This is a genomic window from Proteus sp. fly-1089, from assembly GCF_040138965.1.
GTDB classification, from domain to species: domain Bacteria; phylum Pseudomonadota; class Gammaproteobacteria; order Enterobacterales; family Enterobacteriaceae; genus Proteus; species Proteus vulgaris_B.
Genome location: NZ_JBEETS010000003.1, coordinates 15,968 through 35,590, shown reverse-complemented (window position 1 = coordinate 35,590; position 19,623 = coordinate 15,968). Strand labels below are relative to the sequence as shown.

20 protein-coding genes are annotated in these 19,623 nt (G+C 37.9%); 18 read left to right on the top strand and 2 right to left on the bottom strand.

The window, feature by feature from the left end:
• Positions 1 to 263 precede the first annotated feature (263 nt).
• From ndk to der, 9 genes are all read left to right on the top strand, one after another.
• The gene (gene ndk, locus ABN080_RS09385) at positions 264 to 689 is read left to right on the top strand and encodes a nucleoside-diphosphate kinase (RefSeq protein ID WP_023581630.1); all 426 of its coding nucleotides are present in this window, start codon (positions 264 to 266) and stop codon (positions 687 to 689) included.
• A gap of 156 nt (positions 690 to 845) precedes the next feature.
• Entirely contained in the window at positions 846 to 2,027 is a 1,182-nt protein-coding gene (gene rlmN / locus ABN080_RS09380) for a dual-specificity RNA methyltransferase RlmN (RefSeq protein WP_109407318.1), read from the top strand.
• 88 nt (positions 2,028 to 2,115) lie between these two features.
• Positions 2,116 to 2,550 (top strand): hypothetical protein, encoded by a 435-nt coding sequence (locus ABN080_RS09375; protein WP_072068692.1) that lies wholly within the window; start codon positions 2,116 to 2,118, stop codon positions 2,548 to 2,550.
• Between the two features lie 75 nt (positions 2,551 to 2,625).
• Positions 2,626 to 3,594: a cytoskeleton protein RodZ gene (rodZ, locus tag ABN080_RS09370; RefSeq protein WP_349440892.1), complete on the top strand. Its 969-nt coding sequence runs from the start codon at positions 2,626 to 2,628 to the stop codon at positions 3,592 to 3,594.
• 47 nt (positions 3,595 to 3,641) lie between these two features.
• Positions 3,642 to 4,763, top strand: coding sequence for a flavodoxin-dependent (E)-4-hydroxy-3-methylbut-2-enyl-diphosphate synthase (ispG, locus tag ABN080_RS09365; protein ID WP_072068690.1), 1,122 nt, complete (start codon positions 3,642 to 3,644; stop codon positions 4,761 to 4,763).
• A 122-nt stretch (positions 4,764 to 4,885) separates the two neighbouring features.
• Positions 4,886 to 6,169 carry a histidine--tRNA ligase gene (gene hisS, locus ABN080_RS09360; RefSeq protein ID WP_196553801.1) on the top strand — a complete coding sequence of 428 codons (1,284 nt, stop codon included), beginning with the start codon at positions 4,886 to 4,888 and terminating at the stop codon, positions 6,167 to 6,169.
• 10 nt (positions 6,170 to 6,179) lie between these two features.
• Entirely contained in the window at positions 6,180 to 6,800 is a 621-nt protein-coding gene (locus tag ABN080_RS09355) for a YfgM family protein (RefSeq protein WP_349440891.1), read from the top strand.
• 14 nt (positions 6,801 to 6,814) lie between these two features.
• Positions 6,815 to 7,987: an outer membrane protein assembly factor BamB gene (bamB, locus tag ABN080_RS09350; RefSeq protein ID WP_196553800.1), complete on the top strand. Its 1,173-nt coding sequence runs from the start codon at positions 6,815 to 6,817 to the stop codon at positions 7,985 to 7,987.
• A gap of 119 nt (positions 7,988 to 8,106) precedes the next feature.
• Positions 8,107 to 9,597, top strand: coding sequence for a ribosome biogenesis GTPase Der (der, locus tag ABN080_RS09345; RefSeq protein ID WP_115350059.1), 1,491 nt, complete (start codon positions 8,107 to 8,109; stop codon positions 9,595 to 9,597).
• A gap of 73 nt (positions 9,598 to 9,670) precedes the next feature.
• On the opposite strand, the gene ABN080_RS09340 is transcribed toward der, so the two are convergent.
• On the bottom strand, positions 9,671 to 10,585 hold the full coding sequence (locus ABN080_RS09340; protein ID WP_196553799.1) for a Gfo/Idh/MocA family protein: 915 nt from the start codon (positions 10,583 to 10,585) through the stop codon (positions 9,671 to 9,673).
• 270 nt (positions 10,586 to 10,855) lie between these two features.
• On the opposite strand from ABN080_RS09340, the gene ABN080_RS09335 reads away from it, so the two are divergent.
• Positions 10,856 to 11,425: a hypothetical protein gene (locus ABN080_RS09335; protein ID WP_349440889.1), complete on the top strand. Its 570-nt coding sequence runs from the start codon at positions 10,856 to 10,858 to the stop codon at positions 11,423 to 11,425.
• Between the two features lie 168 nt (positions 11,426 to 11,593).
• Positions 11,594 to 11,941, top strand: coding sequence for a hypothetical protein (locus tag ABN080_RS09330; RefSeq protein ID WP_349440888.1), 348 nt, complete (start codon positions 11,594 to 11,596; stop codon positions 11,939 to 11,941).
• A gap of 87 nt (positions 11,942 to 12,028) precedes the next feature.
• Here the strand turns inward: ABN080_RS09330 and hemF are convergent, their stop codons facing one another.
• Complete coding sequence (gene hemF, locus ABN080_RS09325; RefSeq protein WP_349440887.1) at positions 12,029 to 12,937, bottom strand: oxygen-dependent coproporphyrinogen oxidase; 909 nt, start codon at positions 12,935 to 12,937, stop codon at positions 12,029 to 12,031.
• A 133-nt stretch (positions 12,938 to 13,070) separates the two neighbouring features.
• On the opposite strand from hemF, the gene ABN080_RS09320 reads away from it, so the two are divergent.
• From ABN080_RS09320 to cysA, 7 genes are all read left to right on the top strand, one after another.
• Positions 13,071 to 13,508, top strand: coding sequence for a GNAT family acetyltransferase (locus ABN080_RS09320; protein WP_072068684.1), 438 nt, complete (start codon positions 13,071 to 13,073; stop codon positions 13,506 to 13,508).
• A 334-nt stretch (positions 13,509 to 13,842) separates the two neighbouring features.
• The gene (locus ABN080_RS09315) at positions 13,843 to 14,460 is read left to right on the top strand and encodes an RpoE-regulated lipoprotein (protein ID WP_349440886.1); all 618 of its coding nucleotides are present in this window, start codon (positions 13,843 to 13,845) and stop codon (positions 14,458 to 14,460) included.
• A gap of 120 nt (positions 14,461 to 14,580) precedes the next feature.
• A complete protein-coding gene (locus ABN080_RS09310; protein WP_196553797.1) occupies positions 14,581 to 15,477 on the top strand; it encodes a Dyp-type peroxidase in 897 nt (298 codons plus the stop codon).
• 235 nt (positions 15,478 to 15,712) lie between these two features.
• Positions 15,713 to 16,732, top strand: coding sequence for a thiosulfate ABC transporter substrate-binding protein CysP (gene cysP, locus ABN080_RS09305; protein WP_349440885.1), 1,020 nt, complete (start codon positions 15,713 to 15,715; stop codon positions 16,730 to 16,732).
• On the top strand, positions 16,732 to 17,565 hold the full coding sequence (cysT, locus tag ABN080_RS09300) for a sulfate/thiosulfate ABC transporter permease CysT (RefSeq protein WP_072068681.1): 834 nt from the start codon (positions 16,732 to 16,734) through the stop codon (positions 17,563 to 17,565). The genes cysP and cysT overlap by 1 nt, the downstream gene beginning before the upstream one ends.
• Positions 17,565 to 18,407, top strand: a complete 843-nt coding sequence (gene cysW / locus ABN080_RS09295; RefSeq protein ID WP_115350055.1) for a sulfate/thiosulfate ABC transporter permease CysW — start codon at positions 17,565 to 17,567, stop codon at positions 18,405 to 18,407. Before cysT ends, cysW begins: the two co-directional genes overlap by 1 nt.
• 32 nt (positions 18,408 to 18,439) lie before the next feature.
• A complete protein-coding gene (cysA, locus tag ABN080_RS09290) occupies positions 18,440 to 19,528 on the top strand; it encodes a sulfate/thiosulfate ABC transporter ATP-binding protein CysA (RefSeq protein ID WP_349440884.1) in 1,089 nt (362 codons plus the stop codon).
• Positions 19,529 to 19,623: the final 95 nt, after the last annotated feature.

The following is a 19,623-nucleotide window of genomic DNA, read 5'->3' as shown; positions in this document are numbered from 1 at the left end:
CGTTTCATTACGGTTCTTTTTTATTCTCATTTTTCAGTTTGAGTATGGGAAAGGTTAAAAATGTGATTAGATCGATAATTTATAACTTTTTTGCCACAGTTTTTTAAAAAAAAAGGCTATTCAATCTGTGCAATTCATTTTTATCCTCCTATAATCGAGCCCTTATTTTTTGCAGGGAATGCGGTTTTTGATTCGTTTTTCCATGATCTGCGATAAAAGAGATAACAAAAGTTATCATTAATAAAATAATTTAGAGGTAAGACATGGCTATTCAGCGCACATTTTCTATTATCAAACCAAACGCAGTGAAAAAAAATGTTATCGGTGCTATCTACCACCGTTTTGAAAGTGCAGGCTTTAGCATCATTGGCGCTAAAATGTTGCATTTGACTCGCGAACAAGCTGAAGGCTTTTATGAAGAGCACAAAGGCCGTCCATTTTTTGATGGCTTAGTTGAATTTATGACTTCGGGCCCAATTATGGTTCAAGTGTTAGAAGGTGAAAATGCGATCCAACGTCACCGTGATCTGATGGGTGCAACTAATCCAGACAACGCATTAGCAGGTACATTACGTGCTGATTACGCCGATAGCTTTACTGAAAATGCGGTACACGGTTCAGATTCAGAAGCTTCTGCTGCTCGCGAAATCGCCTACTTCTTTACTGAAAACGAAGTTTGCGCGCGCTAATTTATTAGCATCTCTACGCGAAAAACAGTACAATGCGACGCCCTGTTTGATAATTAACAGGGCGTTTTTTATTATTGTTTAATTATACAAATATATAAGTATCCCATTAGCATCAATGCTAATGCAGGCCGCATAGTGTAACAACGAGGCAATGTCATGACCCAATCTACCACCCCAGCGCCAAGCGCTTCTGTCGCTGTTTCTAAAGAAAATACTGTGAATCAAAAAACTAAAATTAATCTGTTGGATTTAAATCGTAAACAGATGCGAGAGCTTTTTGTCTCTATGGGCGAAAAACCTTTTCGTGCTGACCAAATTATGAAGTGGATGTATCACTACTGTTATGACGATTTTGATCAAATGACAGATATCAACAAGGTGTTACGCAATAAATTAAAAGAAATTGCTGAAATTAAAGCACCTGAAGTTTCTGAAGAACAACGTTCAACTGATGGCACGATTAAATGGGCAATTAAAGTTGGCGATCAACAAGTCGAAACTGTGTATATCCCAGAAGATGATCGTGCAACGTTATGTGTTTCCTCCCAAGTAGGTTGCGCTTTAGAGTGTAAATTCTGTTCAACTGCACAGCAAGGTTTTAACCGTAACCTAAAAGTGTCTGAAATCATTGGGCAAGTGTGGCGTGCTGCTAAAATTATTGGTTCATTAAAAGAGACTGGCCGTCGTCCTATTACTAACGTAGTTATGATGGGAATGGGGGAGCCATTACTGAATTTAAATAATGTTATTCCAGCACTTGAAATCATGATGGATGATTTTGGTTTTGGTTTATCTAAACGTCGTGTCACTGTATCTACATCAGGTGTTGTACCTGCATTAGATAAATTAGGTGATGCCGTTGATGTAGCGTTAGCTATTTCATTACATGCGCCAACTGATGACATTCGTGATGAAATCGTACCAATTAACAAGAAATATAATATTGAAATGTTTCTTGAAGGTGTTCGCCGTTATATTGCTAAATCAAATGCAAACCAAGGGCGAGTTACTATTGAATATGTCATGCTTGATCATATTAATGACAGCACAGAACAAGCTCACCAATTAGCCGAACTTTTAAAAGATACACCATGTAAAATTAACTTAATTCCATGGAACCCATTCCCGGGCGCACCATATGGACGTAGTTCTAATAGTCGCATTGACCGTTTCTCTAAAGTATTAATGGAATATGGTTTTACAACAATTGTACGCAAAACGCGTGGTGATGATATTGATGCGGCGTGTGGACAATTAGCGGGTGATGTTATTGACCGCACAAAACGTACGCTGAAAAAACGCCAACAAGGTGAACTAATTTCAGTAAAAGCAGTCTGATACAGTTGGATATCTCTTTCTTTGTGAAGTGTCTTACATAATTGCAAAGTAGAGAGAACAAGGATGAATATATTTAAGGAATATAACGATGATAAGGATATCATCAGTAATTATAACTATTGGCTTGATGTTATTGACATTAGGTTGTCAATCATCAGCCAATCAAGAACGTGTTGCAGTATCGACACGTTTACAATTAGGTGATGCTTATTTAGCTGAAAGGCAATACCAAGCCGCACAATATCATTTCCAAAAAGTGTTATCGGTGATGCCAAATCACCTTGAAGCTAATTTAGGAATGGCATTAACATCGCAGTTATTGGGAAATTCTATTCAAGCGTTAGATTATTACAAATTAGCGATGAAGTCGAAGCCAGTAAATGTTAATGTATTAAGGCTTTATGGTAATTTCCTTTGTGAACAAAAACTATTAAACAATAATAGTGTGTCAATTGAGGATATACCGCCAGATTATTTGGTTTGCCAGCAAAGTAATAATGAAATATCAAAAAATTCGCGGTGATAACGTTAAGGTATTTGGTACTTTTTCGAGTTCATCAATGTTAAACATCCAATAGCCACAGTGCCTAGATTGCTAATGAATACTGAAAACAAAACCGAAGAAGTGAAATTAACAGCAGGTCAACTTTTACGTCAGGCACGAGAAAAAGTAGGGCTAACACAACAAACTGTTGCTGATCGACTTTGTTTGAAGTTATCGACAGTTCGCGAAATTGAAACAGATTCTGTTTCTTCTGATATTGCACCAACCTTCTTACGTGGATATATGCGTTCTTACGCCAAATTAGTTGGCGTTCCTGAAAAAGACATCCTTGGTTTTATCGACCAACAAGCGCCCGTTAAACAAATTAGGATGACAACCACACAAAATTACTCATTAGGTAAACGTCACAAAAAACGTGAGGGCTGGCTAATGAAAATCACATGGGTGATTGTCATTGTAATGGTCGCACTCGTTGGTGTTTGGTGGTGGCAAGGTCATCAGGCGGATCAACAAGAATTAGTCTCTATGGCATCACAAGACATAGGGCAAAATAGTACACAAGAAAACACTAATACGGTAGATTCGCCATTAGCAACCTTAGATAATACGTCAACATCTGAAGGTGATAATTTACAAGCACCTGCATCGCCATTAGTCGATACTCAGGGGAGTAATGTTGCTACATCACCAACAATTGAAACGACAACACCTGCGCCTACAGAAGTTAGAACAGTTCCATTACCGGTATCACCGTTAACAACATCGACAACTTCTCGTGCAAATTCAACACAAGAATCAACATCATCACAAGCGCCTGAAGTCGCAAACCAATTAGTGTTAATGTTTGATGGTGAATGTTGGTTAGAAATTCGTAATGCTCAAAATAAAATTTTATTTAATGGTATTAAGAAAGCGGGTGATCGTTTGGAATTTGATGGTGAGCAACCTTATAAACTAAAAATAGGCGCACCTTCTGTTACTCGCTTACAGTTTAATGGTGAATCAATTGATTTAAGTCGTTTTACTGGAAAAATAGCAAAAATAACAGTACCGAGCGCTTAACCTGACTACACATTTGAGCAAGCATGGAAGCATGGGAGAATTAATCAATGCATAAAGAATCACCTATTATTCGTCGCAAATCGACTCGAATTAATGTAGGTAATGTTCCTGTTGGCGATGGCGCACCTATCGCTGTACAGTCGATGACGAATACACGAACGACAGACGTAGAAGCGACTGTTCGCCAGATAAAATCTCTGGAGCGTGTTGGGGTGGATATTGTTCGGGTTTCTGTACCTACAATGGATGCTGCCGAAGCATTCAAATTAATTAAGCAACAGGTTAATGTGCCTTTAGTGGCTGATATTCATTTTGACTATCGTATTGCATTAAAAGTCGCTGAATATGGCGTTGATTGCCTGCGTATTAACCCAGGTAATATCGGAAGTGAAGAGCGAATTCGCCAAGTTGTTGACTGTGCTCGTCATTATAATATTCCTATTCGTATTGGCGTAAACGGTGGCTCACTTGAAAAAGACATTCAAGAGAAATACGGAGAGCCTACACCTGAAGCGTTAGTTGAATCAGCAATGCGCCATGTCAATATTCTCGAACGACTGAACTTTGAACAATTTAAAATTAGTGTAAAAGCCTCTGATGTTTTCCTCGCAGTAGATTCTTATCGCTTATTAGCAAAAAAAATTGATCAACCTTTACACCTTGGGATCACCGAAGCTGGTGGAGCAAGAGCTGGGTCAGTTAAATCAGCTATTGGTTTAGGGATCTTATTATCAGAAGGTATTGGCGACACATTAAGGATCTCATTAGCGGCTGATCCAGTTGAAGAGGTTAAAGTCGGATTTGATATTCTAAAATCATTACGTATTCGTTCTCGTGGTATTAACTTTATTGCTTGTCCAACGTGTTCGCGCCAAGAATTTGATGTCATTGGAACAGTTAATGAATTAGAACAACGATTAGAAGATATTATCACTCCAATGGATGTCTCTATTATCGGTTGTGTTGTTAATGGCCCTGGTGAAGCAGAAGTATCAACGTTAGGCGTTACTGGTGCTAAAACACGCAGTGGTTTTTATGAAGATGGCGTAAGACAAAAAGAGCGCCTTGATAATGGCAATATGATTGATTTATTAGAAGCGAAGATCCGCGCTAAAGCGTCAATGCTTGATGACAGCATGCGTATAAACATAAATCAATTGGATAAATAACACTCAAAAAACTGGCTCATTAATCAATGAGCCAGTTTTACTATTGATTTCACGTTGAATACTGATTGATTTCGCTTCTATAATCAGCCTAACAATCAACTAATAACTATTAGAGAAGAAAAGTGGCACAAAAAATCCAAGCCATTCGTGGTATGAACGACTATCTACCTGCTGACACTCGTGTATGGCAGAAAATTGAAAACACACTAAAACAAATTTTAGCGGGTTATGGTTTTAGTGAAATCAGAACACCTATCGTAGAGCATACCCCTCTATTTCAGCGAGCAATTGGTGAAGTCACTGATGTTGTTGAAAAAGAAATGTATACTTTTACCGACCGTGGTGAAGATGCGCAAAGCCTGACGTTACGCCCAGAAAATACTGCGGGCTGTGTACGTGCAGGTATCGAACATGGTCTGCTTTATAACCAAGAACAACGTTTATGGTATTTAGGGCCAATGTTCCGCTATGAGCGACCTCAAAAAGGTCGTTATCGTCAATTCCACCAGTTAGGTGCAGAAGTCTTTGGTCTACAAGGCCCAGATATTGATGCAGAGTTAATTATGTTAACTGCGCGCTGGTGGAAAGCGTTAGGTATTGCAGAACACGTAACATTAGAACTTAACTCTATTGGTTCATTAGAAGCACGAGCTAAATACCGTGAAGCGTTAGTCGCTTTCTTAGAGCAACATGTAGATAAGCTAGATGAAGACTGCAAACGTCGTATGTATTCTAACCCATTACGTGTTTTAGACTCGAAAAATCCAGAAATTCAGACTTTATTGAATGATGCGCCTGAACTTTTCGATTATCTTGATGACGAATCAAGAGCACACTTTGATGGTCTCTGTGCATTATTAGATGCTGTGGGTATCACCTATCGTGTTAATCAGCGCTTAGTGCGAGGTTTAGATTATTATAACCGTACTGTTTTTGAGTGGGTTACCAGCGCATTAGGATCACAAGGTACAGTTTGTGCAGGTGGGCGTTACGATGGTCTTGTGAAGCAACTTGGCGGACATCCAACCCCTGCGGTGGGTTTTGCAATGGGTATGGAGCGCATGATTTTATTAGTTCAAGCGGTTAACCCTGAATTTGTTGCAGATACTAATGTGGCTGATGTTTACCTTGCTTCTTTTGGTGAGAAGAGCCAAAGCGCAGCATTAATGCTTGCTGAAGAAATTCGTGACCAATTACCAACATTACGTCTAATGACGAATCATGGTAATGGTAACTTTAAAAAGCAATTAGGACGTGCCGATAAACAAGGCGCTAAAATTGCATTGATTTTAGGTGAAGATGAAATTAATGCTGGCACTGTTGCAGTGAAAGATTTGCGTTCAGGTGAACAAACAATCGTTGCTCGTAATGAGCTAGCTCAGCAATTGACTCTGTTATTAAGTTAAGGAGAGACTTGTGGAAGTTTATAGCACCGAAAACGAACAAGTTGATGCAATTAAACAGTTTATAAAAAATTACGGTTTAACCATTGTTTTAGCTGCTGTTATTGGTTTTGGTGGTGTGTTTGGTTGGAAATATTGGCAATCACATCAAACAAATCGCTTACAAGAAAGTGCAGAGGCTTTTGCAACTGTGAGTGAAGCACTTGCTAAACCAACCCCTGAAAATATTGAGTTAGCCGAAAAATTTGTTACAGATACAAATGATGTTTATGGCGCACTAGCGTCATTAGAACTTGCACAGATTGCTATTGATGCTAATGACTTAGTTAATGGTGAGCGTCATCTGACAACCGCTATTGCAAAAGTAAAAAATGATGCATTTGCAGATATGCTAAATCTTCGTTTAGCTCGAGTACAATTAGCATTAGATAAAACTGATGCTGCTTTGATCTCGTTAGAGCAAGTGAAAGGCAAAGCATGGAATGGAATGAAAAATTATATCCGTGGTGATGTATTAGCGAAAAAAGGCGATAATACAGGTGCGGCAACTGCTTATCGTAGCGCATTAACTGATGAAAATGCGGGTGCTATTCGCTCACTGGTTGAACTTAAACTCAATAATTTATCCAATTAAAGGGATCTTCAGACATGCAACTGCGTAAAACTCTCCTGGTTGGTCTACTAGCATCTGCTTTATTGGCAGGCTGTTCTAGTGAACAGGATAATGTGACAATGTCTCCATTACCTGAGGTGCAGAGCCAATTTACACCTAGAGCTGTTTGGGATAAGTCAGTTGGAAATGGTATTGGTAAATACTATTCTCACTTGTCACCAACATGGGATGGCTCAGTTGTCTATGTCGCTGATCGCCATGGTTTAGTTAAAGCGTTAGATTTGGAAACAGGTAAAGAGCTCTGGTCACAAGATCTCTCTATTAAAACCGGTTTTCTTTCATCCAATGAATCCGCATTACTTTCTGGTGGATTGACTGTTTCAGGTACTCGGGTTTTTGTGGGAACTGAAAAAGCAAAAGTTTATGCGCTGAATACTGATGATGGTTCTATTGATTGGGAAACCGATGTTGCAGGCGAAGCCATTTCAAAACCTGTTGTTAGTGATGGATTAGTGCTTATCCATACTAGTAATGGCTTATTGCAAGGGTTGGATTTATTAACTGGCGAAATATCATGGACAGTTAATTTAGATACACCATCATTATCTCTTCGTGGTGAGTCTGCGCCAGCTGTTGCTTATGGTGCTGCAATTATTGGTGCAGATAATGGCCGTGTCAGTGCAGTTATCCTTTCTCAAGGACAGTTGATTTGGCAACAAAATATTTCACAAATTAAAGGCTCAACTGAAATTAGCCGATTAAATGATGTGGATATTACCCCAATTATTGATGAAAATACTGTTTATGCAATGGCGTATAACGGTAACTTAGTTAGCCTTGATATGCGTTCTGGACAAATTCTTTGGAAACGCGACCTAGGCTCAGTCAATGATATGGTATTGCTAGGTGATAATCTTTACCTTGTTGACCAAAATGACCGAGTTTTATCTGTTCGTAAATCGGATGGTGTGACATTATGGACACAAGAAGATTTATTGCATCGTAATTTAACTGCACCTGCTATTGTTGATGGTTATTTAGTCGTTGGTGATGCAGAAGGTTATCTCCATTGGATTGATACCAGTAATGGTAAATTCATTGCACAAAACCAAGTGAATAGCTCAGGTTTATTAAGTCGCCCTCAAGCGGTACAAGATAAATTGATGATCCAAGCTCGTGACGGTAAAGTTTATCTTTATAGTCGGTAATTTATTGCTGACAAATCTATTTATTTTACGGCTCCTTTAAAGGAGCCGTTTCGTCTTTTTAGTATTTACATGTAAAATACAATCAGAATTTTGATTGTATTTTTATGAGGCATCAAAAAATGATACCCGTTATTGCCTTAGTAGGGCGCCCTAACGTGGGTAAATCCACGTTGTTTAATCGACTAACACGCACAAGAGACGCATTAGTTGCTGATTTTCCAGGCCTCACTCGTGACCGTAAATACGGTCGTGCGGAGTTAGAGGGCGAAGAGTTTATTATTATTGATACTGGTGGTATTGATGGTGCTGAAGAGGGTGTTGAAACCCATATGGCATCACAATCATTACAGGCAATTCAAGAAGCCGACGTTGTACTATTTTTAGTTGATGCTCGTGCCGGTTTAATGCCAGCAGACCAAGGCATTGCCAAACATCTTCGTGGTGTTGAGAAAAAAACATATTTAGTTGCGAATAAAACAGACGGTATTGATACTGATACTGCGTTAGCTGATTTCTATTCTTTAGGTTTAGGTGAGATTTTCCCAATTGCGGCCTCTCATGGTCGTGGTGTGGCTCAATTAATTGAACAAGCATTATTACCAATTACAGGAAAAGTGGTTGAAGAAGAAAAAGAGCTGACCGAAGAAGAAGAGAATGCAGCATATTGGGCTGCATTAGAAGCTGAGCAAGAAGCACAAGCATTAGAAGAGGAAGAAGATGACTTCGATCCTTCTACATTACCTGTCAAATTGGCGATCGTTGGTCGTCCTAATGTGGGTAAATCGACGCTGACAAATCGTATGCTTGGTGAAGATCGTGTAGTTGTTTACGATATGCCCGGTACAACACGCGACAGTATCTATATTCCTATGGAGCGTGATGATAAAGAATATATCATCATCGATACAGCCGGAGTTCGTAAGCGCGGTAAAGTGAAAGAAACAGTAGAAAAATTCTCTGTTATCAAAACACTGCAAGCGATTGAAGATTCTAATGTTGCATTGTTAGTTATTGATGCGCGTGAAGGCATCTCTGATCAAGATCTTTCATTGCTAGGTTATATTTTGAATGCGGGTCGTTCATTAGTGATTGCTGTTAATAAATGGGATGGCATGACACAAGACGATCGTGAACAAGTAAAAGCCATGCTTGATCTTAAACTGGGCTTTGTTGACTTTGCACGAGTTCACTTTATTTCTGCATTACATGGTAGTGGTGTGGGTAATCTTTTTGAATCTATTCAAGAAGCTTATGTCTGTGCAACGCGTCGTGTTGGCACATCAATGCTGACGCGTATCATGAAGATGGCAGAAGATGATCACCAGCCACCAATTGTTCGTGGACGCCGTGTAAAAATGAAGTATGCACATGCTGGTGGTTATAATCCACCTGTTGTGGTTATTCATGGTAATCAGGTAACTGATTTACCAGATAGCTATAAGCGTTATTTGATGAACTATTTCCGTCGTACTCTGCAAGTTATGGGGACGCCAATTCGCATTCAATTTAAAGAGGGTGAAAACCCTTATGCGGATAAGAAAAATAAATTAACACAATCTCAAATGCGTAAACGTAAGCGTTTAATGTCACATTTGAAGAAATCTAAATAAGCTTATTCAAGCTTAAAAATAATAAAAACGGCGTTCACAGTATGTTGAACGCCGTTTTTTATGCTCATGATTATTATTGTTCAGCTAACATTTTTTCTATCATCTGTTGAGCCACAATCGCTTGTTCACCGCTTGTTATCGGATGAGTATCGTTCATCACACATTGAATAAAATGCTCTACAGCACCAATAAACCCACGTTGTAATAAAATCGGATCCCAATTTTCGGGATGTTTTTCAGTGAGTATTTGTTTATTTTCACTACGCCACATATTCATATTGGTAATTTGATGGATCGCATTTTCATCAATAGCAATGAGTTGTTCTTGCTGACTACCCGCTTTTCTATGCATTGAGGTTGTTATCCAGCAGTCTTCTATTTTTAAATGATGTTCAGCATAAAATAACTCACTCTTTTCTGTTTGAATAATACTGCCACTTGATAATTTTGCATTAGAACCAGCAAACCAAAGTGCAGTATCGATAACATGTAAATAATCATCGAATAAGGTAAAGCGGGTATCTTTTGGTCCGATGCTATCACATCGATGTTTCTCTATTCTTAGTGAAGAGAGATGCGTTATCGTTTGTTTCAATGATTGGTAAAAAGGTGCAAAGCGACGGTTAAATCCCACCATTAATTTTTTATTTTTTTGCGTTGCGAGTTCAATGAGTATCTCAGATTGATGGATATGTTCTGTTAATGGTTTATCAACATAAACATGTACTCCCTCATTTAATAAATATTTTATGATTTCAAAATGGCTTGAAGTGGTACTGTGTACAAATATGGCATCACATTGTTTAGCAAGAGAGTGAAGGTTATTAAAATAGGAAATACGGTAAGCGGCACAAATTGCATTTCCTTTTTCTTGGTTTGGTGAAAATGCTCCCACAAATTCCCAATTAGCGGTTTTGCTCAAAATAGGGAGATAAACTTTCTGTGCAATTGCCCCTAACCCAACCATACCTATCCGTAATTTTTTCATTATTCGCCTTCTTTTTTCAATGTAATATCCAGTTAAGACAAGTAAAAAGTATATATATTGCTAATTAAAGAATAAAAAAAGAAAAATGATAATTACCTTTTTAAAATCAATAACCTGATATTCTAAAGCTATTCGGTTAAGCGGAGTTGAGTTGCTAATGTCATTTATATTTCGATTTATTGATCTATTTTAGCTGTATAATTTTTTAATTACTTTCGTTATTCTCTGGTGATTGCGAAACTGTTTTTTCATACATTTAAGGTAACTTGTATGCTTAGAGCCTTTATTCTCTTCACATTTTTGGGATATCAAAGCATTGCACTTGGTAGCAATAGCTCGAATAATTTTTCTCTTGGTTTAGTTTCCAATAAAGAAGAAGGGCTTATTTTATATACAGATAAACCCACTTTAGCAGAGCAACTGATTTACACCTGTTTTAATGACCCTACCAATAAAAATAACAATCAATGTTTATTACTTCAGGGGAAAGATTTTAATATTACTGATAAATATAATGTAGTTTATGACTCCATTGATGACAAAATAACCTATACATACCTTTATAATAAAAAGTCAACTCAACTCGTAGACTTTATGGATGAGCTATCAATGTCTGTTATTTATCCTAATAATCCTAATCAGGAAAATAGCATTAAAATAACAGGAGCATTAAATCACTCTGAAATTATCTTTGATCATCAAAAAATCAATATAACAAATTGCTATAGTTCTGAAGGAATTCATATCTTTAATAAAGATGATATAAGCAAATACCACTTATATTATTATTTAGGGTTTGATGTTATTTCAGATTGTCCTGATAAGTTATTCGAAGAATAAAAACGCCATCATTCAAACAAAGCGTTATTCCTCATTTTATATTGATTTCATTGATTTTTTTTATTTAATTATCATATAACGATATTGTTTTCATAAAAACTTAATTTAATTTTTCAAATAATAATTTAAAATGTAATTGATTCCTATTCGTCTTAATGAGCTGTTATTTTGAAAAAAACGATTATCATTACATCAATTTTTATGCTTTCTGCTTGTGCAACACCTGAAAAATGGGAAGCAAACACCAGAGCACCATCTCCTTTAGATATCGCTAAAAATATGTGTATGCAAGAAGCTAATACGCGATATCCCGCGAGATATGTGACTTCAAGTCAACCTTCTTTTGCTCCAATGAGAATAAATGGTAAAGATATTCCAAATTCAGGGGCAGGAACATCTTTTCCTTCAGATGCGAATGAATGGCAGCGTAGAGATTATTTTAATACCTGTATGAGAGGAGAAGGCTGGGAAAATAAAAATAAAGTTACCGGGTTACTGTCCTTTTTGTTTAATTAATCTTGCCAAAAAGAAAAGTTCGCTTTTTCGTTGATTTAAAAAAAAGCCACTTTAAAAAGTGGCTATCATTAAGAGATAGAGCTTGTGTTATACCCACTCTTTTTGGATCAAAAAGTCACTGTATAGCTTTGCTTCAGGAGTATCCGGTTCGGGTGAATAATCATATTCAAAACGGACTAAAGGTGGCATAGACATTAAAATTGACTCTGTTCTTCCTCCGCTTTGTAGCCCAAATAAGGTTCCTCTATCCCACACTAAATTAAACTCAACATAGCGACCACGGCGATAGAGCTGGAATTGGCGCTCATGCTCTCCCCAAGGCATTGATTTACGTTTTTCAACTATAGGTAAGTAAGCATCAAGATAACCAAGGCCAACACATTGAACAAACTCGAAACAATGGTCAAAATCTGGTGTATTTAAATCATCAAAGAAAAGCCCACCGACACCACGGGGTTCGTTGCGGTGTTTAATATAAAAATAATCATCACACCATTTTTTATAACGCGGGTAATAATCTTTACTAAAAGGGATACAAACAGATTTGGCAACCTTATGCCAATGGATAACGTCTTCTTCAAATCCATAGTAAGGTGTTAAATCAAAGCCACCGCCAAACCACCAAATGGGATCTTCACCTTCTTTTTCCGCAATAAAAAAGCGCACATTGGCATGAGAGGTTGGAATATAAGGATTAAGTGGGTGAATAACTAATGAAACACCCATTGCTTGAAAACGACGTCCGGCTAATTCAGGGCGATGTGCTGTTGCCGATTTAGGGAGTGACTCACCATAGACATGTGAAAAATTAACTCCTGCTTGTTCGAAAAGCGCGCCATGGGTTAATACACGAGTACGGCCACCACCACCTTCTTTTCTTTCCCAATTATCTTGCTGAAAAGTGGCTTTTTGGTCTATGTTTTCAAGAGAGTGACAAATCGTATCTTGTAGTGATAAGAAAAATTCTTTAACACGATGAATATCAGGTAAATTCATAATAACCTACAATTTTTATCATATTTATTAAAAATAGAACTCCATATTGTCTATGTTCTCATTTTCAAGTTGATTCATAAACCAAACAAGCGATAATAAATTTAGATTTATATGAACAATAATAGGCAAAACCATGGAAATACGTGTATTTCGCCAAGATGATTTTGAGGCAATTATTACACTTTGGGAACGTTGCGATTTAATCTCGCCAGAAAACGATCCTGAAATTGATATTGAAAGAAAAATAAACCATTCACCTGATTTATTTCTGATTGCAGAAGTGGCCGGTGAACTAGTAGGGAGTGTGATGGGAGGCTACGATGGTCATCGTGGATCTTTATACTATTTAGGGGTTCACCCAGACTTTCGTGGCAGAGGCATTGCGAATGCATTGATCTCTCGATTAGAAAAAAAACTGATCGCAAAAGGATGCCCACAAATTACATTAGTTATACCAGAAGAAAATGATGCAACGATTTTTATGTTTGAAAAGCTATTGTATGAAGATCAAAACCAAGAAAGTACAACTTATACTAAACGGTTAATTATCGATCAGGATTTTGATCTCTAATATATCATAAGCCCTCAATATTTTGAGGGTTATTCTTACTTCTGTGTTTGTCCTTTCTGTTTCTCTATTTTTATCCTTACACTTTATTCCCTTATTCTATACGCAAAATCTGATATTGCTTTTTCTGTGGAACAAACCGTGATGTAAAAGGTCGTAACTAGGCCTTCTTTTTCATGAGGTTATTCAGCGTTAAATTAAGCAATACTTTTTTATGCTAATTTATTGTGGGTGCTTTAGTCTGATGATTGAGGTGGGATAAAGAGTAAGATAAGGTGTGCTTAATAACATCAATATCTATTTTAATGAGTGATGTAAAAGTTTAACGGAGAAATAAATGATACCTAAGTTTTGGTTACCCTTGTGTTTAAGCATAAGCGTTTTGCTATTAAGTGGCTGTTCCTCCATGGGAGGAATGTCTTTTTCTGCACTAAATCCGATGAATTGGTTCTCAAATGATACGCTAACCGTTTCTGCTAATGGATTAGGTAATATTACAAATTCAACAAAAATCACAGAAAATGATATTAAAAATGAGTTAGGAAGTCGCTTTCATTATCGTGAAGGCATGGAAATGCAAGGCAATGATATTATCGTTGTTGTTCAAGGTTTAGATGATAATAAAACTCAAGTGGCTTTCTACGGCAAAGAAAAAGGCACAGTAGAGAAAATAGAAGTCTTTGATGCCAAGGCGACGACAGATTGGGGCACAACTATTGGTACACCATTTAAAGATATCTATAAAAAAGCCTTTGGTGCATGTAGTAAAGGCCCTAAAGATGAAAAGCAAAGAACAATTTTATGCCAATCAGAACAAGCTAAATCAGTGAGCTATGTCTTTAGTGGACAATGGGACGGCCCTGATGGATTAATGCCGCCAGATGAAGTTTTATCAAATTGGACGTTAACGCAAATTATTTGGCAGAACAAAACACCTGCACGCTATTCCTTATAATATATGGAAGATTTTATAATCAGACTGTCTGATATTTGTTAAAAGGCAAATCTTCGGAAAAAAATATTCGATATAATTAACATTATTCCGAGCGTTTTGATTATTGATTAGGGAAGCAATATGTCTCATGCACAAAGTGGCATTTTAGTCGCACATAGTAAATTTGGTCTTTTTATCGAAGCAATGGTCGTGGGTGAATTAGAATTTCTGCGTCAAGGATGTCAGAAATTTATGCAATCATTATCTGATTTACAAAAGCAATTTCCTGATGCGTCATTAGGCGCAGTTGTTGCATTTGGCTCCGATCTTTGGAAAAAATTATCAGATGAAAACAGTGCCCCTGAGCTAAAACCTTTTCGCCCATTAGGTAAAGGTTTAGCGCCGGCGACACAACGTGACCTACTTATTCATATTCAATCTATGCGCCATGATGTGAACTTTTCATTGGCTCAAGCAGCAATAGCGGCTTTTGGTGATGTGATTAAAGTTGAAGAAGAAATTCATGGTTTCCGTTGGATAGAAGAGCGTGATTTAAGTGGTTTTATTGATGGTACTGAAAACCCACAAGATGATGAACGCTACGGTGTTGCATTGATTAATGATGGTGTAGATGCTGGTGGTAGTTATGTTTTAGTTCAGCGTTATGAGCATAACCTAAAAAAATGGGCTCGTTTTAGTGAATCAGATCAAGAGAAAATGATCGGTCGTACTAAAAAAGACAGTGTTGAACTTGATGAATCAGAACGTAATGTCACTTCTCATGTTTCTCGTGTTGTGATTGAAGAAGATGGTGAAGAGTTGGCTATTTTACGTCACAGCCTGCCTTACGGTACTGCAAGTGGTAAACATGGTTTATATTTCTTAGCTTATTGTGGTCGTTTATATAATATTGAACAGCAATTACTAAGTATGTTTGGTGAATTAGATGGCAAACACGATGACTTATTACGTATGAGTAAGCCTGTTACAGGAAGTTACTACTTTGCTCCATCTTATGAAGCCTTAAAAGCACTGTAAATTGCCGAGTATTAAATAAGTTTTTATTGATGAAATGCCTGCTTTAATCGCAGGCATTTTTGTCTGAATTTTTTTCATATTAATATCAATCGATGTGAATTTAATTAATTAGCTTGCATTTTACTCAATTTTAATAGCTTTCAGTTATATCAAATAACAAAAGCTAACTACACTGTTATAAATAAAGCCGATAAAGTAACCATTAGAATAAAACTTACAATGATGGGTACTTTTGATGAAGAAAAACATAATCAGAACCTTTGCATTACAAACAACTACGGCATTGTCTTTGGTTGCCAGTAGTTATGCAGGGGCAGCTCAATTACTTAATAGCTCTTATGATATTGCGCGAGAGTTATTCACACAGCTAAATAGTGATTTTAAAACTCAGTGGGATGCACAGCATCCTGATGACAAAGTAACTATCAAACAATCTCATGCTGGCTCTTCTAAGCAAGCACTTGCGATATTGCAAGGGCTACCTGCGGATGTGGTGACATACAACCAAGTGACCGATGTACAAATTCTGCATGATAAAGGCAAGCTTGTTCCAGCAGATTGGCAACAACGTTTGCCTAACAATAGCTCACCTTATTATTCCACTATGGCGTATTTAGTTCGCAAAGGTAATCCTAAAAATATTACGACATGGGAGGATTTAACCCGCGAAGATGTCAAAGTGGTTTTCCCGAATCCCAAAACATCAGGTAATGGTCGCTATACCTATTTAGCTGCTTGGGGGGCTTTTGAAAAAGCCTATGGTAATGATGCAAAAACCCAAGAAGCAATGAAAAAGTTCCTTAAAAATGTTGAAGTATTTGATACCGGAGGTCGTGGTGCGACAACCTCTTTTATTGAGCGTGGACTTGGGGATGTGCTGATCAGTTTTGAATCTGAAGTTAATAATATTCGTCAGCAATATGGTGAAGATGAATATCAAGTTATTGTGCCACCCGTAGATATTCTAGCTGAGTTTCCAGTCGCTTGGATTGATAAAAATGTGCAACGTAATGACACAGAAGCACTGGCAAAAGCTTACCTCAATTACTTATACAGTCCTCAAGCACAAGAGATCATCACGCAATTTAACTATCGCGTAAATGATAAAGCTGTTATGGCGCAAAAAGCAGCACAATTTCCAGCAACGTCTCTATTTACCGTTGAAGAGATATTTGGCGACTGGAATAACGTGATGAAAACACATTTCACAACAGATGGCATGCTTGACAAGTTATTAGCACAAGGACGTCAATAATGTTTACCACAACCAGTAAACGGGTATTACCGGGATTTGGATTAAGCTTAGGCGGAACACTGTTTTATACCTGCTTGATCTTACTATTACCAATGAGTGCACTGGTTGTGCAACTTTCTGATATGAGCTGGGCGCAATATTGGGCAGTCATAACACATCCTCAAATTGTTGCCGCGTATAAAGTCACACTACTTGCAGCTGCGGTTGCTAGTATTTTTAATGCTATTTTTGGCATGTTGCTTGCCTGGATCATTACACGTTATCGTTTTCCGGGTAGACAACTACTTGATGGTTTAATGGACTTGCCTTTTGCTTTACCTACTGCGGTTGCTGGATTAACGCTCGCTACGCTGTTCTCAACACAAGGCTGGTATGGCTTTGTGCTAGATAAATTTGATATCAAAGTCATTAATACATGGATTGGGATTGCTGTTGCTATGGCTTTTACCAGTTTGCCTTTTGTAGTAAGAACGGTTCAGCCAGTGCTTGAAGAGTTAGGCCCAGAGTATGAAGAGGCCGCTGAAACTCTAGGAGCGAGCCGTTGGCAAACATTTCGTAAAGTTGTATTGCCTGAATTATCACCTGCATTAATTGCTGGAACCGCGCTTTCTTTTACACGCAGTTTGGGGGAGTTTGGGGCTGTTATTTTTATTGCCGGTAATATTGCATGGCAAACAGAAGTGGTTTCCTTGATGATTTTTATTCGATTACAAGAGTTTGATTATCCTGCGGCTAGTGCTGTGGCTTCTGTGATTTTACTTGTTTCTTTAGTCTTACTGTTTTCAATTAATGGATTACAAAGCCGATTTGGTCAACGGTTGAGGGGGCATTGATGTCAGATATTATGCAACAAGGCTCTATTGATCGTCGGCAAATTGATTGGGTTAAGTGGGGATTGATCCTTACAGGGGTTGCGTTATCCATTTTATTTTTAGTTGTGCCTATTGCGTGGATCTTTATGACCGCGTTTTCAAAAGGTGTTGAAATATTTACTGAGAACTTATTAGACAGCGATATGTTACATGCTGTCTGGTTAACAGTATTAATCGCGTTAATCACAGTACCTGTCAATATGTTGTTTGGTGTCAGTATGGCATGGCTGGTTACTCGCTTTCGTTTTCCGGGACGCCAATTATTAATGACACTCATTGATATCCCTTTTGCGGTATCACCTGTTGTCGCCGGACTGCTCTACTTGCTTTTTTACGGTAGTAATGGCTGGGCTGGTCAATGGTTATCTCAGTTTGATATTCAGCTTATGTTTTCATGGCCGGGGATGGTTTTAGTTACCGTATTTGTCACTTGTCCTTTTGTTGTTAGAGAACTGGTGCCAGTGATGATGAGTCAAGGTAGTCAAGAAGATGAAGCGGCAGTGTTATTAGGGGCGAGTGGTTGGAAAATGTTTTGGCGTGTGACATTACCGAATATCCGTTGGGCATTACTCTATGGTGTGGTATTAACCAATGCCAGAGCTATTGGTGAATTTGGCGCGGTTTCAGTGGTATCCGGTGCCATTCGTGGTGAAACCTATTCATTGCCGTTACAAGTTGAATTGTTGCATCAAGATTACAATACCGTTGGTGCCTTTACGGCTGCCGCATTACTCGCGATGATGGCGATATTCACCTTAATGTTTAAAAGTGCATTGCAATGGCATTTAGCACGTCAGCAATGACATCATTATTGACACAAAAGTAGAGGCAAAATATGAGTATTGAAATTAATAATGTCACAAAATATTTTGATCGCACCGAAGTGTTGCATGATGTCAGCCTTGATGTCGCTTCAGGTGAAATGGTGGCATTGTTAGGACCTTCAGGATCAGGAAAAACAACGCTTTTACGTATTATAGCGGGATTAGAACATCAAACCCAAGGAAACATCTGCTTTGAAGGACAAGATGTTAGTCAATTACATGCTCGTTCACGTAAAGTCGGTTTTGTTTTTCAGCATTATGCACTGTTTCGCCATATGACCGTATTTGAGAACATTGCATTTGGCTTAACCGTATTACCACGTCGTGAACGTCCTAGTAAGGCTGAGATTAATAAAAAAGTTGAGCAATTGTTAGAGATGATCCAATTACCTCACTTAGCTCAACGTTATCCGGCACAATTATCGGGTGGGCAAAAACAGCGGGTGGCTTTAGCAAGGGCTTTGGCTGTAGAGCCTCAAATTTTATTATTAGATGAGCCTTTTGGTGCTTTAGACGCCAAAGTAAGAACAGAATTACGCCGTTGGTTACGTGAATTGCATGAAGAACTTAAATTTACTAGCGTCTTTGTGACTCATGATCAACAAGAAGCGATGGAAGTGGCCGATCGCATTGTGATAATGGGGAATGGAAAAATAGAACAAGTAGGTACACCACAAGAAGTGTGGCAATCGCCTTCAAGCCGCTTTGTACTCGAATTTTTAGGTGATGTTAATCATCTACAAGGTGAGATTAATGGTGCACAATTACATATTGGGGGCTATCACTTACCATTATCGGTGACACCGCTTTATCAAGGTGAAGTAGATGTATTTTTACGCCCTTGGGAAATCGCATTAAGTACATATGAAAATAGTGTCTGTCGATTACCTGTTAAAGTTATTGAGGTTTCACCTAAAGGACATTATTGGCAATTAATTTTACAACCCATAGGATGGAGTAAAACACCAATTACGGCAGTATGGAATGAGATGTCTTTAACACCAGAAAAAGGAAATACCTATTATATGGGAGGTGCCCAAGCCCGTTTATATTCGGGAGATACTCCCTTAAAAACTGTATCGCTGGCGTATACCGCGTAATTATATTTATCACTGTACTCTCTAATTTTCACCCATGCCTATTTTTAAGCATGGGTGTTTTGGTTTTGACAACAGCCTAAGGTTATCTAAAAACA

What these genes read in the sequence shown, in the direction of transcription:
- ndk (WP_023581630.1), top strand. Translation starts at nt 264, where the DNA reads ATGGCTATTCAGCGCACATTTTCTATTATCAAACCAAACGCAGTGAAA.
- rlmN (WP_109407318.1), top strand. Translation starts at nt 846, where the DNA reads ATGACCCAATCTACCACCCCAGCGCCAAGCGCTTCTGTCGCTGTTTCT.
- ABN080_RS09375 (WP_072068692.1), top strand. Translation starts at nt 2,116, where the DNA reads ATGATAAGGATATCATCAGTAATTATAACTATTGGCTTGATGTTATTG.
- rodZ (WP_349440892.1), top strand. Translation starts at nt 2,626, where the DNA reads ATGAATACTGAAAACAAAACCGAAGAAGTGAAATTAACAGCAGGTCAA.
- ispG (WP_072068690.1), top strand. Translation starts at nt 3,642, where the DNA reads ATGCATAAAGAATCACCTATTATTCGTCGCAAATCGACTCGAATTAAT.
- bamB (WP_196553800.1), top strand. Translation starts at nt 6,815, where the DNA reads ATGCAACTGCGTAAAACTCTCCTGGTTGGTCTACTAGCATCTGCTTTA.
- der (WP_115350059.1), top strand. Translation starts at nt 8,107, where the DNA reads ATGATACCCGTTATTGCCTTAGTAGGGCGCCCTAACGTGGGTAAATCC.
- ABN080_RS09340 (WP_196553799.1), bottom strand. Translation starts at nt 10,585, where the DNA reads ATGAAAAAATTACGGATAGGTATGGTTGGGTTAGGGGCAATTGCACAG.
- ABN080_RS09335 (WP_349440889.1), top strand. Translation starts at nt 10,856, where the DNA reads ATGCTTAGAGCCTTTATTCTCTTCACATTTTTGGGATATCAAAGCATT.
- hemF (WP_349440887.1), bottom strand. Translation starts at nt 12,937, where the DNA reads ATGAATTTACCTGATATTCATCGTGTTAAAGAATTTTTCTTATCACTA.
- ABN080_RS09320 (WP_072068684.1), top strand. Translation starts at nt 13,071, where the DNA reads ATGGAAATACGTGTATTTCGCCAAGATGATTTTGAGGCAATTATTACA.
- ABN080_RS09315 (WP_349440886.1), top strand. Translation starts at nt 13,843, where the DNA reads ATGATACCTAAGTTTTGGTTACCCTTGTGTTTAAGCATAAGCGTTTTG.
- ABN080_RS09310 (WP_196553797.1), top strand. Translation starts at nt 14,581, where the DNA reads ATGTCTCATGCACAAAGTGGCATTTTAGTCGCACATAGTAAATTTGGT.
- cysP (WP_349440885.1), top strand. Translation starts at nt 15,713, where the DNA reads ATGAAGAAAAACATAATCAGAACCTTTGCATTACAAACAACTACGGCA.
- cysT (WP_072068681.1), top strand. Translation starts at nt 16,732, where the DNA reads ATGTTTACCACAACCAGTAAACGGGTATTACCGGGATTTGGATTAAGC.
- cysW (WP_115350055.1), top strand. Translation starts at nt 17,565, where the DNA reads ATGTCAGATATTATGCAACAAGGCTCTATTGATCGTCGGCAAATTGAT.
- cysA (WP_349440884.1), top strand. Translation starts at nt 18,440, where the DNA reads ATGAGTATTGAAATTAATAATGTCACAAAATATTTTGATCGCACCGAA.